8 protein-coding genes are annotated in these 14,967 nt (G+C 43.0%); all 8 read right to left on the minus strand.

Annotation, left to right across the window (positions count from 1 at the left end; translation table 11 throughout):
- Window positions 1-178 precede the first annotated feature (178 nt).
- The 8 genes from PX481_RS19780 to PX481_RS19815 all read right to left on the minus strand — a co-directional run bounded on the left by PX481_RS19780 (window position 179) and on the right by PX481_RS19815 (window position 14,921).
- The gene (locus PX481_RS19780) at window positions 179-3,277 is read right to left on the minus strand and encodes an efflux RND transporter permease subunit (protein ID WP_288095597.1); all 3,099 of its coding nucleotides are present in this window, start codon (window positions 3,275-3,277) and stop codon (window positions 179-181) included.
- A 42-nt stretch (window positions 3,278-3,319) separates the two neighbouring features.
- On the minus strand, window positions 3,320-4,675 hold the full coding sequence (locus PX481_RS19785; RefSeq protein WP_288027407.1) for an efflux RND transporter periplasmic adaptor subunit: 1,356 nt from the start codon (window positions 4,673-4,675) through the stop codon (window positions 3,320-3,322).
- Window positions 4,676-4,735: 60 nt separating this feature from the next.
- Complete coding sequence (locus PX481_RS19790) at window positions 4,736-6,037, minus strand: MFS transporter (protein ID WP_288095598.1); 1,302 nt, start codon at window positions 6,035-6,037, stop codon at window positions 4,736-4,738.
- 48 nt (window positions 6,038-6,085) lie between these two features.
- Entirely contained in the window at window positions 6,086-7,717 is a 1,632-nt protein-coding gene (locus PX481_RS19795) for an FAD-binding oxidoreductase (RefSeq protein ID WP_288027405.1), read from the minus strand.
- An 80-nt stretch (window positions 7,718-7,797) separates the two neighbouring features.
- Window positions 7,798-8,403: an isoprenylcysteine carboxyl methyltransferase family protein gene (locus PX481_RS19800; RefSeq protein ID WP_002731647.1), complete on the minus strand. Its 606-nt coding sequence runs from the start codon at window positions 8,401-8,403 to the stop codon at window positions 7,798-7,800.
- A 12-nt stretch (window positions 8,404-8,415) separates the two neighbouring features.
- Window positions 8,416-9,591 (minus strand): type III polyketide synthase, encoded by a 1,176-nt coding sequence (locus tag PX481_RS19805; protein ID WP_002731880.1) that lies wholly within the window; start codon window positions 9,589-9,591, stop codon window positions 8,416-8,418.
- 49 nt (window positions 9,592-9,640) lie between these two features.
- Window positions 9,641-10,960 (minus strand): flavin-containing monooxygenase, encoded by a 1,320-nt coding sequence (locus tag PX481_RS19810; protein WP_002798961.1) that lies wholly within the window; start codon window positions 10,958-10,960, stop codon window positions 9,641-9,643.
- A gap of 28 nt (window positions 10,961-10,988) precedes the next feature.
- Window positions 10,989-14,921, minus strand: a complete 3,933-nt coding sequence (locus tag PX481_RS19815) for a beta-ketoacyl synthase N-terminal-like domain-containing protein (protein ID WP_288027403.1) — start codon at window positions 14,919-14,921, stop codon at window positions 10,989-10,991.
- Window positions 14,922-14,967 lie beyond the last annotated feature (46 nt).

The raw sequence follows: 14,967 nt of genomic DNA on the forward strand, positions 1-14,967 counted from the left end.
AAACTACTCTTGTTAAAAAACTTATCTATTGTTCAAACTCGATTATATTTAACCCAGCCAATTATCCCTATTTTCTCGGATCAGGGCGGTGGAGCCGAGAGGACTTTCAGGCTATTTTTACCCAAATCAATAGAGACGTTGTCTAGCAACGTCTCTACAAAAGTGGCATTTAATCAAGCTACTCAGAAACAGACAGAGGGGAAACCTTTTGGGCTTGAGCGAGATAGTACCATCCCGACGGGACAAATACCAGCGCGCTTAGGGTGGTTCCGACCACCCCGATGGAAATACAGATAGCGAGGGGTTCCCAAAAAGCGCCGCCGTAGAGGAATAATGGCACAAATCCCGTCACGGTGGTTAAGGTAGTGGTGAGAATGTGACGGGTGGAAGCAATGACCACTTCCCGGATTGCCTTGCGTTGGCGTTGAAGATGGGGCGGTAAAGCTTGTAAAGCCGCCACCACGACAATAGAGTCATTAACGGAAACCCCAACTAAGCCGATAGTGCCTAAAATGGACATGAATCCCAAGGGATATTCAAATAACCAGAGGGAAAATAAGGCTAGTCCAATTGAACTAATACCGACGACAGTAACTAGGGCAGCAAGACGGAAGGAGTTAAAAGAAAGAACAAGGGTTGATAGCATTAGAATCGCCAAGACTCCCACACTAGCAATTAGATTAGCCACAGCCGTATCTCTTTCTTCTTCCTCTCCGCCAAATTCGAGCCGATACCCTGGCGGAAGAGAAAATTTGCCCGATTCTAAGTTTTGGCGAAATTCGTCTAAAACCGTTGCAGCGATCGCATCAGCTTGAACATAGGCCTTCACCGTATTAATTCGCTTGCCATTTCGTCGAGGAATCGTGGCTAATTCGGGGAGAAAATCAAATTCTGCCACGGAGGAAAGGGAAATATTCGCCCGTTCAGCAGTGGCGGAATTACCGAGAATATTTAAAGAGGCAATTTGTGGCAGTTGCTCGCGATCGCGATTAGCGACTCGGACTCGTACGGGTAATTCTTCCGTTGCTTCTAAAATCGAGCCACCCACAGAACCTTCTAAAAGGTTATCCAATTGACTGGCGATCGCCGCATTATCCAAACCAATTAGTCGAGCTTTTTCTTCATTAATTTTTAAGGCTAATTTAGCTTGAATTTCACTTAAATCAGCAACAGAATAGGTTATTTCGGGTATTTTTGCCAGTTCTTCCCGTAGGGACTCGCCAATTTTCCTTAACATCTCCAATTCTGAGCCATAAACCCTAATTTCGATCGGGGCTCCCACCGGTGGACCCTGTTCTAGGGGGCTGACTAATACCCTTGCCATCGGTAGAGCTTGACTTAATTGTTTTTGTAAGGTTTCGATCAATTGGGGTTCATCAGAAACTTGCCGAAGTTGAATCAACGCTTGGGCAAAATTAGGAGAGTCTTTGACGCCATCGGAGAGATTATAGTAGAAGGGGGGAGCATTACGCCCTAAAAACCAGTGAACTTCCGCAATTTCTTGATGATCTAGCAGTATTTTTGCAGCTTGAGCCACTTTTACCTGAGTTACTTCTAGGGTTGTGGTGGGGGCCAGTTCGATTTCTAGGGTTAACTGATCTCGTTCTGCTGGGGGAAAGAATTCTTCTGGGAGAGTGCCAGCGACAACAAAGCCAGTAATTGGGATAATCAAGCCAATAACCAGACCTAATACCGGAAAATAGAGAATTAACTTCAAAATTTGGCGATACAAACCCGTTAGGAGCGGTAAATTAATTCCCGTATCCCACCAATGGGTTTTTGTCTGGTGCGATCGATGAGTCAGTTGATATAAACGTAAACTGAGAATAGGAATAATCGTTAGGGACAAAATTAGAGAACTAACCAAGGCTAAGATCACTGTTTGGGCGATAGTACGCACGAATTCGCCAGTGCCTCCTTGCAAAAGAGCGATCGGCATAAAAGACAAAATCGTGGTTAGGGTAGAAGCTAAGAGGGGAATCCCTAACTGTTTAACGGTTTCAGCAACAATATGTTCGTGAGCTATTCCCGTCCGTAGTCCTTTTTGCAGTTCATCGACAATCACAATAGCGTTATCGATCAAAAGTCCCAAAGCAATAACAATTCCTGTCACCGACATTTGATGTAGGGGGATTTGCCAGAGATTCATACCGGCAAAGACCATCAGGATCGATAAAGGCAAGGATAAACTCACCACCAAGGCGGACTGCCATCCCATCATCACAAAAGCTGTCCCCATGACACAGAGTAACCCTAGGATCATGTTGCTGAATAATCCATCGAGTCGGTTAGCCACATAACGATTTTGGGCAAAAATTATCTTGAGGCTCACACCTTGGGGGAGAGAAGGGCGAAACAGGTCTAACTTGGCCTGGGCTGCCGCTGTCCATTCGTCTATGCGTTGCCCCGATTCCATCATAGCGGCCACCACAATAGCCGGTTTACCGTTAATAATGGTTAGTTCTGGTGGTGGTTCTTGAATTCCCTTGGTAACTAGAGCGATATCTCCTAAACGGGTAAATTGTCCCTCATTACTGTAACGAATCGGAATTGCTCGAATCCGAGAGAGTGATTCTAAACTGGTATCGACTTCCAATAATAAATTATTGCGATTACTGCGAAGTTGTCCGGCGGCGACCTTGGCATCACTGGTTTGAATTTGTTGGGCAACTTCGACGGCGGTTAGGCCCAGGGAGGATAATTTCACCGGATCGATTTCGACTAAAATTTCCTCGGCCGGAACCCCGACTAACTCGACCCTTTCGGTTCCCCAAAGGGCTTCTAATTCATCGAACAGTTCTTGGCCAAGTCGGCGTAAAATAGCGTAATTAGGAGCGGTATCTAGATCCCAAAGGATGGCAGTCAATAAACTAAAGGCTTTACTATATCCTTCTTCGTATAAGGGTCTTTGGGCTTCTGGGGGTAGTTCCGGGATGACATCGGTAATCCGATCGCGAATGCGTGACCAGACGGGATCCACATCAGTGACTTCATCTTTAAGTTGAATATTGACCGTGGAACTCCCTAATTCTGAGGAGGACTCAATCAGGTTAATTTCTTTGATGCTAGAGAGAGATTGTTCAATTTTTTCGGTCACTAGGGATTCGACCCGATAAGGACTGGCACCGGGTAAATTGGTGGTAATGGTGGCACCTCGATTAATTGTTTCGGGATCTTCCATGCGCGGCAAAATTTGAAAGGAAGACAATCCCCAGACAATAATCAGAATTAAGGTCAGAATTAGTAATCTAGGTTTACGTTCAAATAAGTTATTCATTGGAGATTATTAGGGATAATAAAGCTGATTAATGACCACTGACTACCAAATTTCCACCATTTGCCCGGGTACGATGCGGTGAACCCCTTCGACGATCACTCGATCACCGGAGGTGAGAGTCCCGCGCACCAACAAGCGATCGCCTTGAATCGCTAGAACTTCTAAATCTTGGCGTTTGACGGTAAACTGTCGAGGATTATCGGGATTAGCTTCTCCTAGAACATAGGAAGACCATAATCCTCTCGTGCCTTGTACTAAAGCTTCTGTGGGCAACCAATAGCCCGATTGTGGAACTGATTGAGATAATTCTAGGCTGACCACTTGCCCCGGAATCAGGCCCTGAGTCTGATTTAAACTTAAAATAACCGTGGCGGTACGGGTAGTCGGATCGATTTGGGGCAAGGTTGAAGTGACTTGTCCTGTTAATATTTTGTTACCAATTTTTAAACGATGTTTACTGCCAATTGGTAAGTTTTCGGACTGGTCAATGGGAACCCCTATACGCGCTTCCAGTTTATTACTTTCCACTAAACGAACGATCGGATTACTTGCAGAAACAACAGTGCCAATATTGACGTGAAGGAGGGCAATAGTGCCATCGTAGGGGGCTTGAAGTTGGCTTTTCTCAATCTCTAATTTAATATTCTTCAGTTGGGCATCAAATTGGTCAATAACGGCTTTTTGCAGAGAAATCAATTCGGGACGAGTACCAGCTTTGAGTTCATCTAATTGACTTTGGGCTTCATCAATTCTCGCTTGTTGTGCATTAACATCTGTTTGCACTTCTTCGAGTTGTTCTCTAGTAATTGCCCCTTCTTGATACAATCCTAGCCGTCTTTGGTATTTAGATTGGGCTAAAGCTAATTGTTCCCTGAGATCGCGGACTTTTGCTTGGGCTGCGGCGATACTTTCTTTCCTGGAACCAGCTTGTAATTCTTGCAGTTTAGCCGTCGCTTGCGATCGCTGGGCGATGAGTTCTTGTTTTTGTGCTTCTAAATTGCGTGTATCTAGAGTAGCAATTAAAGTACCTCGGCGTACCTCTTGACCCTCTTGAACCAATAAACTAATTAATTGTCCCGAACGCTCAAATCCTAGTTCACTTGTCCGTTTAGCCACAATATTACCCGTATAACGGCGCGGTTCTTGGTGATGGGTGACAGGACTTAAAGTTAAGGTTCGCACAGGTAAGGCTGCCGTCTTGCTCTTATCGATTGCTAACGAAGCGGTTTCTTCTGAGGTGGTGGATTCAGAGGTGTCTTCTAAGAGGACATTACGCAGGGTAGGATAGGCAAAAACCGAGGTGGCCGCTAGGATCCCAGTAATAATTAATCGCCAGGGCAATCGCAGTTTTTTGATAGCAGTTTCTTGCTGTTTGGTGATGGGATTGGGGGAAGTCATAATCTAGTTCCAAATGAGTAGGGTTTTGTCAAGAGTAATAACAGATTAGCGAGGAAAGAACTATTTTTTGATCGCATAAGGCCGGAGGACAAAAGCCGCTGCTAGGGATAATATACCGGCGCACAAAAAGGCAATTTGTACCCCCCAGGGGTTATCAGGAGTTTTCCCGAAAGAAAGGATTAATCCTGTTAGAAAAGACCCCGCACCTTGGCTAAATTGAATTAGGAGACCCCTGGTACCAAAAAATATTGCTTCTCGGCCGATTCCTTGTTGCTCCGCATCTTGATCGATAATGTCCGATAACATGGCATTCGGCAGACTAAAAAAGCTGGCTAGGGCTAAATTAGCGATGATCGAAAGGATTAACCAGGGAATCAAAGAATCTTGCCACCAAAAACGACCACAGGCCATGGCAATCATACCCAGACCAACCCAGATTAAAGAACCTTGAAAAACCAGTTTTTTGCCATATTTTCGCGCTAAGGGTAAAACCAGGGTAAATCCAGCCAAGGCACTACCGACGATAATAGTATTAATCACGGCGGCAAAACTTACCTCTCGTTTGAGGAGAGCAATTACTAAAAAAGTCGGAATCACCGAGATAATACTAATCACCATCCACGCCAAGATCATGGTGATCATATATATACAAAAAGTCCGATTGGTAAAAGCCGCCGTTAAGGTGGTTTTAAAGTTAGGATATTTCCCCTTAGAAGGACTATATTCTTCTTTTTCTAGCAAGGGCATAGCTAGAGTAATTAGCCCAATAAGACTAATAGCAATACCCATTCCCTGAAAGCCATAGCTATCAGTTAACCAAGGGGCAATAATCCCACCAATGGTGGCACCAACTAAACCAAAAATTCCGATTTGAGTTGATAATTTAACCCTTCCTTCTGGGCTTTTAGCGAGAGTGGGCAACCAGGCTAAATAGGGAACATGATAGGATGCCATACCCACATAAAACACCCAAAGCATGGTGACTAAATAAATGAAGTAAGTGGTTTGATTTAAGTTATTAGGGGGATTAAACAACAGGATAAAACCACCAATTAAAGGGACTAAACTGGCTAGTATAAATGGTCTTCTTTTGCCCCAAGGACTCCAAAAGCGATCGGAAAAATAACCGATCACTGGCTGCACAAAAGCCCCAGCAATACGGCTAATCATTATCGCTATCCCCACTAAAGCAGAGGGCAATAAAATGGACAAGTTATAGTCATTGGGAATGCCCGGGTCGTAGCGATAAATTAGCATGGTTAGAAGGGCATTATTAACGATAAAGTTACCAAACCAACCAGTGATATACGGAAGATAATCTATTCGGAGATGTTGCCATTTGCTAGAAGTGCTAGAAGTCATTATAATTGGGGGAGAGATGGGTAGTTAGCAGTAGATTGTTAGGCTTATTTAAAGAAATTCGTAGCGACCGGGTGAGAGAATGTGATTGGGATCCAAGCTGTCTTTAATTTTCTGGATTAAGCAACTATAATCGTCTTGGGCTACGGGTAAACTATTCATAGAGTGGGTACTAAGACGGTAGGGATAATAGCCTTGATTGATCAATTCTGCCAACATTTCATCGTGACAATTTAAGGCTTTTTGGTCTTCGCCTTCTAGCAATCGATCATAAAAAATGGCAGCATTGATGTTAATATTGCGCTCGGTAACACAGTTAATGCCGATATTGGGTTCATAACCATATTTTTGAGCGATGCTGCTGATAATATTGAGAGCATTTCTGAGATGATTTCCCAGAAAAGGAACAGCGGGAACACACCAAATCATGCCACAGGCATCCAGGTCTAAATTCAACCTATCGGTGGGGGGCGTTTTTTTGCGCCAATAAGCCATCTTCAGCACTTTTTCGGTAATCATTCCTCGTTGGGGATTTTTGTGATAAATTAAATCCACCTTGTCCTTAATTTCCACACCAGTAAATACTTTAAAAATGGGACTCATTTTGCTGGCCATTTTGAACTTATTTTCATCAAAAAACATAAGTTTATTGACAATTCCTTTCAAGGCTTTTTCAATTAGGTTTCTTTCGACTTTTCCCTGTTCTGGTGAAGCCGAATATAAAGCTCCTTCTCCTATCCAAACACCGCCGCCCCATTGATGACTTAATTGTTCTAATAAATCGGGGGGTAAAGGAGTTTTTTCTTGGCATTCCTGCCAGGGATATTGTTGTTGAATGGACAACATTCGGTAGTTATTATTAATGTGGAAGGTGGTTTTAATTACCCCTGCCATTTTCAGTTGACGTAGTTGATCGATCAATAACTCTAATTTATTTTCTTGATCGATGCTATAGAAAAAAGCCTGAAAATATTCAGGATAGGGCGTTAACCAAAAAGTCATTTTGGTGACGATTCCCAGGTTAGATTGGGTAAAAATTCCATCAAAATAGGGACCGACTCCCCAACGATTGACCGCCCCTATTTGGGAGTTTTCAAAGCGATTAAATCCCGTATGAACACATTCACCTGTGGGCAAAACTACTTCCATTCCACAGACATGATTAAAGCGATCTCCCAAAGGTCCTTTGGCTTCACCCCGTTCGAGAATATTGCCAATAATACTAGAATCAGGAGTCGAACCGGTGACACTCATTAATAATTTATTGCCATTTTTCTGCAAAAAATCGTAGAGTTGTCGCTGAGTAACACCCGCTTCAATAGTTACATAAGCTAGGGTTTCATTATAATCCAAAATCTGATTTAATCGACTCAAATCCATTAAAACCGAACCGGTGCGGCTAGGAACTCGCGAACCATAACCCCAATTTTTACCTGTACTAATAGGATAGACAGGGGTTTGATAGCGATTAGCAATTTTTAGAGATTCTTGGACTTCTTGACGATTACCTGGGCGAATAATTGCCGGGATTTTAGCATGGGTTTCGTAGGTAGCGGTCTCGGCTTCTAGGCGTTTTTTGTTATCGGTGCTGACATATTCGGAGCCTAATAAATTTTCCCATTCTTGTAGAGCGTTAGTTAAATTGTCGCTAATAATATTTTCGGAAACAATTAGAGAGTCCATAGTATTTTTTTTCTCCTTGAAATTCAGGTATGAGGGGTAATTAAAGGGCCGTAGGGAACCGGCCCTGCTATCCGTGGCAATTAACTTTTAAGCGGTTGCTGTTTGCGAGAGAAAATTGCGCTAAAACTAGGAATAAAACGGGGAGTATTGGCGAAAACTGCTTGATAATTGGTGTCTTGACTTAAAGCTTCTTCTTCAGCCGGAATGCGTTGGATTAATAACCAAGCATTCAGGAGACTAAAGACTATAGATGTCAGATAAGCGGTATGAAACAGGGGAACCACCGCTAATTCCGTGATCATGGCCCACCAGTTAGGATGACGGATATATTGATAAATGCCATTGTCGATCACGGGTGTCTGAGGAACCGTGACCACCTGATGAATCCAGCGATCGCCCAAGGCTTCAATGGAGGCATAGCGGAGCTTTTGAGCTAAAAAAGTAGTAATTAGGGAAAATAAAGCCAATGCTGGAATAAAAGGTCGATCGAGCAGATAAACTTCCCCGATCATGCAAAGCATCCAGCTAGATTGGAAAATCTTGACGAATCCCACATAATTAGAACTATGCAGTTTGCCACCTTCCGCTAAGACTTTGGCCATATTCTGTTTACTCAGACGAGTAACGCGCACTCGTTGGACAATAATGTAACTAATCAGGGCAATGAAAACTATTTGGCTTAACATCCTTAAATATCCTTAGAATTGAACTAAAATGGCTTCTTGAGCAAATCCAGGCCCCATGGAAATTATTAATCCGTAGGAACCCGTGGGAGGATGGGGACGGGAAAGGGTTTCATCGAGAATGCAGAGGATAGTAGCAGAGGCAATATTGCCAATTTCTGCCAAAATATCCCAACTAACCTGTAAAACATCTGGTTCTAACTGAAATTCTTCAACTATTGCATCGAGAATCTTTGGACCCCCCGGATGCACCATCCAACAGACAATTTCCTCGAGGGAAACTCCTGTTTTTTCCAGTAAAGATGTCACCGCTTTTCTCACCCCACCCTTGACGTAATCAGAGACTTCTGGGCGAAGAATTTGGCGAAAACCGTAGTCTGTTAAAGGTAATGCCATTAAATGCTCTGTGTGGGGCATTAACAGCGATTGAGTGCCGATAATCTTCAGTTTTGCTTTACCTTGCTTGACTAAGGGATGTTCATCTCCCGCTAAGAGAACCGTGCCGACTCCATCGCCAAATAAAGCCGCTACCACAAGGGTCATAATGATATTGCTATATTGAGACGGATCTTCGGGTAATTGTCCCAATAATTCCGTTAAATCGCTATGAATTGACCCTTGCCAAAGGCCAGAGGAGGGATCGGTGGTAAACAAAATCGCTGCTTCGGTGGGATGTCCTTGCAGATAATCGTTTACTCTGGCTAATCCTTGGGCGCCTCCCAAACAGCCGACACCGGATAACGCTTGCCGCTTGATATCGAGGGAAAAATCTAGACGATTGAGGAGTAAACTTTCTAGGGAAGGAACGGAAGGAAGAACAGTAACGGAAGTAACTAGGGAGATTTCTTTGGGAGAAAGAGCGGCTTTTTTGAGCAAATTAGTTACTGTCGATGTTACTAAATCCATAGTTAGATCGACCATTTGACGAAAGGGTTGGGCGATTCCAGGAGGATTATCGGCATCGAATTCATCTAGGGGAATAGTGAAGTATCGCCCTTGAATTTTGACATTACTGAAAAAACGATGAATTTGTTCTAAATCAAAAAAGGTTTGTTCCTGGAAGTCGAGTTGATTTTCTCGGCAATAATCTTGAAGAAGATTAGCACAATGATTTCTGATATTGACTTCTAGAACTTCTTGGGGATAGTAATGTTCTGGAAAACCGGTAGCTGTCTCAATAATGTAGGGCATTGGAGTTAAGAGAGAGGGATTTCAGAGGGGGGGAATTATCCTGGGAGATTTAAGCCAGTAATCGGCGAGCTAATCCTTGGGCTTGGCGTATATAACCCAATTTGTCAATCACTAAGGAGTGAGTACCGCTATGGTGTTTATTGTCGGCGCTTAAATTGGCACTAATTTGACGTTTTAGCTTTTCAAATTTATAGACAAACCGGGATTTTTTATCCTGAGCTTGTAGATAAGCGGCCACTAAATTACTTTGTTCTTCAAATACTCGCCAGTGGGTGCCAGTGGGATGAACCATTCCGATGACAAACAGGTTATTTTCCTCTGGGTGAAAAACATTCATATAGAGGTTGGGCTGGGTGGTTCCTTCTTGCCAATTTAAATCTGATTTGTCAATAAAAGAAAATTCAATTTTGTAACCAGTGGCGTAGATAATCAGATCAATTTCTTCTGTACTGCCATCGGCAAAAATAACATTCTTTCCGTCTAATTCTTGGATATTAGGCTTATGGGTGACATCTCCATGCACATAATAACGATAGATTTGTTGGTCACTGTTGGGAATAATTAGACCGTTACTTTTACAATCTGTAGGAATATTGAGTTTTTTGAGATTAACTCCTTGTAAGAATAGAGCTATTGGTGATAATAAAGCCATCATTTTCATGTGTTCTTGGGCTGGAATTAGATTCATGATTGGCGTGTTAATCATCACCCATTCTGGGGGCAAACCGAACAAAAATTTCGGCATACAGAGAAAGCCACGGCGGGTACTATGGAAAGTTTTACTACCATTAATAGCCGCTTCGACGACTAAATCCATGGCTGATTGTCCCGCTCCAACTACCAGGACTTTTTTAGCATTTAATTGAGCGGGATTATCATAATCTTTTGAATGGATAATTTCCCCGTCAAAATGCCCAGAAAATTGAGGAATATTCGGTTTACTATGATAACCACTAGCGATTAAAACCCCTCGGTATCGTCTGGTTTCTTGGTTGCTAAGGGTGACATCCCAAAAGTTACCCGCTTTTTTTACTTTCTCCACGCTGAGATTAAATTCCATGAAATCATAGAGATTGAAATGAGCGGCATAATTGCGAAGATATTCATAGACTAACCGATGATTGGGATAATCTGGGTAATCTTTTGGCATGGGAAAATCGGAAAAAGGTTGTGTGGTTTTATGGCCAATTAGATGCGTATTTTTATACATTGGACTATCGGGACGGTCATAAATCCAAATACCCCCAACATCCTGAGCAGATTCGATAACATTAAAGGGAATTTTGGCTTTGCTTAAGGCTCTAGCCGCCGCTAATCCTGCGGCACCAGCCCCAATAATACAGTATTGCTCTTTGTAATCTAAAGTCATGATTTTTCTCCCTTGAATAATTGGTTGATTAGGCAGTCATTTGTTCAGGAAACTCTCGTAAACTGTGGCAAATTATTTTCATAATTTTCTCCGTATGTTGATTGATAAAGAAATGTCCTCCGGGTAAGGTATGCAGGACAAAATCTTGATTGGTTTGCAGTTGCCATTGTTGTAATTGATCGGCAGAAACCTTGGCATCGTTGTGGCCTCCAAAAACGGTAATAGGACAATTTAAGGGTTGACCTTGTTGATAAGAATAGGTCTCTAGGAGTTTGAAATCTGCTCGTAAAATTGGTAAAAAAGCCGCCATTAAATCAGGATTTTTGAGGAGAGTTTCTGGGGTTCCTTGAAAATGACCTAAAGCTGTTAAAAATTGCTCATCTCCCAGACGATGAATGGGTAAATCGGGATTGACAATTTGAGGCGCTCGAAATCCAGACATAAATAAATGTTGGGGTAGATTTTGGCGAGTTTTAGCTAATTCTCTGGTTAATTCAAAACTGATTAAAGAACCCATGCTATGACCAAAAAAAGCATAAGGTTGGTCTAAATAGGGAGTCAGAATCGGAATGAGACGATTAATCAGGGATTTTAGCGATGTAATCGCAGTTTCCTGAAGACGCGTTTCGCGTCCGGGTAGTTGAATCGCCCAAAATTCCACTTCCTTGGGGCAGTAATTCAGCCAATTTTGGAATGCGGAGGCACCCCCACCGGCGTAGGGAAAACAAAATAGACGAATGCGGGCGTTAGGATTAGCTTGTTTGCGAATTAGCCAAAGTTTCGGATCATTAGAGATATTTTCGGCTTTAGTCGTCTTGATTGGTTTTTTCTGTTTTGAGGGGAGAGGAGTTTTGTTGCTAGTTGCAGGTTGGGAGTTTTGGATGATTAAGTTGAATATTTGCGGTAAAAACTGCTCAATACTCAATCCCGCTAGGTATTCTACGGGAACAATAATTTTTAAATCCTCCTCTAGTTGACGTCGTAATTGACTGGACATGAGAGAATCTAAGCCTAAACTAGAGAGCGGTTGCTTGCTATGTAGCTTAACCATGGATAAACCGGTAATCTGTTCTAAAACACCGATAATGTAGGTTTCTAGTTGTTTAAGCTGTTTCTCTGCGGGTGTGGCCAAAAGAGAGTCAAGGGTAATTAGATGACCAGAAGATGATGCAGTGGTGGTTTTGACAACTTCTGGCGGTTGAGGAGGTGTTTCTAGGAGATATTTCGACAATTTAGGCAATAATTGCGCTTCTTCTGGGGTCAAGTCGCCTGTTTTTAGCCAATAACTACTTCTTTCAAAGGTGTAGGTCGGTAAGATACAGGGTTTACTGTCTTGATTGGCCGTTATCTCTTGCCAATTCAGGGCGAATCCCCGCAGATAAAGCTGACTGACACTCTCGAGGATCTGTTGTCGGTCAGAGGTTTGACGACGCAAACTGGGCAACCAAAGACAAGAATAATTTTTATCCAGTAGGCTGCCCATGGCCGATAAAACGGGATGGGAGCCGCATTCGACAAATAGCTCATAACCGTTGTCCAGTAAGGTTTTTATCCCATCGGCAAAGCGAACAGAACACCGGAGATGACGACACCAATAATCGGGAGTAGTGACCTCAAAATTGACTAAGTTGCCATTAAGGTTAGAAATTAAGGCTCGTTGGGGGGGATGATAGGTGATAGTTTCAGCAATTTGCCAGAACTCGTCTAAAATTTCCTCCATCAGAGGGGAATGAAAAGCTTGAGAGACATTTAACCGGGTAATCTTCAGATTTTTGACCTGAAGCTGTTTTACCAGGGTTTCTATGGTCTCTGCAGCACCAGACAGGACAATATTATCCTGACCATTAATAGCGGCAATAGCTACCTGAGATTGATAGGGGGCAATTAAAGGACTAATTTCAGCTTCACTAGCCGAGATAACGACCATTGAACCACTTTTTCCCACAGAATCCATCAATTTAGCCCGATAGAAGACTAATTTTAAGGCATCTTCTAAACTAAAGACTCCAGCAACACAGGCGGCCACATATTCCCCTAAACTATGACCCATAACCCCATGGGGGGTAATTCCCCAGGATTCCCAGAGTTTAAAAAGGGCGTATTCGAGAGCAAATAGGGCAGGTTGGCTGTAAAAAGTTTGATTGAGATGATTTTCTTGGTCAATAATCTCCGTTAGGCAATAGTCCCCATATTGACGGAGAATCTCAGCACAGCGATCGAGTGTTTGACGAAATAGAGGATAGGATTGGTATAGTTCCCTTCCCATACCGGGGTATTGAGAACCCTGTCCTGGAAAGAGAAAGGCAATTTTTGCCCGATTTTTGCCATTAAATTCACTTTTTTGGCGAAAAGAACTGGGTTCACCTTGAACGAAAGCGGTTAATTTTTCTTGAAGTTGGCAGTGACTAGAGATAATACAGGTGAAACGATGGGTTAATTGGGAGCGACTGCGATTGCTAGTGGCACAAATGGAGCTTAAAGCAATATTTTTCGCATTTTCTAGGTAATGTGCGTATTTTTGAGCTAGTTTGATTAAAGCCGATTCGGTCTTGGCTGAGAGGGTGAACAGATAGGGCGATGAATCAGGTGCCGCAGTCGTTTGAGGTTCGTAAGGGTATTCTTCGAGAATAATATGGGCATTAGTGCCATTTAAGCCAAAAGAACTAACTCCAGCTAAACGAGAAGAATTTTCACTAACCCATTCACGGTTTTTAGTCGGAACTTTCAGCGGCTGATTTTCCCAGTCTAGATGGGGTGTCGGTTGCTGGAAGTGGAGATGGGGGGCAATTTGTCGATGTTGCAAGCATAAAATCACTTTCATCAGTCCGGCAATACCAGCGGCCGCTTCTAGATGGCCGATATTGGTTTTGACGGAACCAACCCAAACCGGGTGGGGATTTTTAGCAAAAACTGTCGATAATGCACCTAATTCAATGGGATCGCCCAAAGAAGTGCCAGTTCCATGGGCCTCAATATAGCTAATGTCCTCTGGCTTTACCTGAGCATTTTTTAAAGCTTGACGAATCAATTGTTCTTGACTAAGTTGATTGGGAACTGTTAAACCGCTACTCGTACCGCCATGGTTAACAGCCGAACCTTTAATTAGTCCTAAAATCAAGTTATTATCCCGAATAGCCGCAGATAAAGACTTTAAAACTATAATACCGCCGCCTTCTCCCCGCACATAGCCATTCGCTGTTCTATCAAAGGTTTTACAACGACCGTCAGGAGACAACATCTGGGCGCGGGATTCCATGATAGTAACGAAGGGGGTTAACATTAGGTTGACCCCCCCAGCTAGGGCAACTTCACACTCGTTATTGCGTAAACTTTGGCAGGCTAAATGAACAGCGACTAAAGAGGAGGCACAAGCAGTATCAACCGTTAAAGTTGGGCCATGAAATCCAAAAAGATAGGATAAACGTCCCGAAGCTACACTTTTAGCATTTCCCGTTCCCGTATAGGCATCAATCAGATCGGGATGATGGCTAAAATGGGAGTAATCTTGAGTCATCATGCCTATAAATACCCCCGTTTGACTTCCTCGCCGATTTAAGGGTGATATTCCCGCATTTTCCAGAGCTTCCCAGGCTAGTTCCAGCAGTAATCGCTGTTGCGGATCCATTTGTGCTACCTCCCGGGGAGAAAGACCAAAAAAATCAGCGTCAAATTGATCTATCGGTTGATTTAAGAAGCCACCGTGACGGGTATAGACTTTTCCCCTCGCATCGGGTTTAGGATCGTAATAATTGTCAATATTCCAGCGTTGCGGCGGAATTTCGCTGATGGCATCGGTTCCTGATTGCAATAATTCCCAAAAAGTTTCCGGTGAATTAGCTCCCTGGGGAAAGCGACAGGACATACCAATAATTGCAATTGGTTCATTCTTAGCTTTTTCTAGGGTATGTAGCTTAGTTTTTAAGACCTTAATTTGATTTAAGGCATCTTTTATTAAGCTCATTTGATCAGTTTTGGCAGGTATTTGTGTCATGGTAAACAGGTTATTT

It is taken from the genome of Microcystis sp. M53603_WE2, assembly GCF_030065435.1.

Coding starts and splice junctions, on each gene's coding strand:
- PX481_RS19785 (WP_288027407.1), bottom strand. CDS start 4,675: ATGACTTCCCCCAATCCCATCACCAAACAGCAAGAAACTGCTATCAAA.
- PX481_RS19790 (WP_288095598.1), bottom strand. CDS start 6,037: ATGACTTCTAGCACTTCTAGCAAATGGCAACATCTCCGAATAGATTAT.
- PX481_RS19780 (WP_288095597.1), bottom strand. CDS start 3,277: ATGAATAACTTATTTGAACGTAAACCTAGATTACTAATTCTGACCTTA.
- PX481_RS19800 (WP_002731647.1), bottom strand. CDS start 8,403: ATGTTAAGCCAAATAGTTTTCATTGCCCTGATTAGTTACATTATTGTC.
- PX481_RS19805 (WP_002731880.1), bottom strand. CDS start 9,591: ATGCCCTACATTATTGAGACAGCTACCGGTTTTCCAGAACATTACTAT.
- PX481_RS19810 (WP_002798961.1), bottom strand. CDS start 10,960: ATGACTTTAGATTACAAAGAGCAATACTGTATTATTGGGGCTGGTGCC.
- PX481_RS19815 (WP_288027403.1), bottom strand. CDS start 14,921: ATGAGCTTAATAAAAGATGCCTTAAATCAAATTAAGGTCTTAAAAACT.
- PX481_RS19795 (WP_288027405.1), bottom strand. CDS start 7,717: ATGGACTCTCTAATTGTTTCCGAAAATATTATTAGCGACAATTTAACT.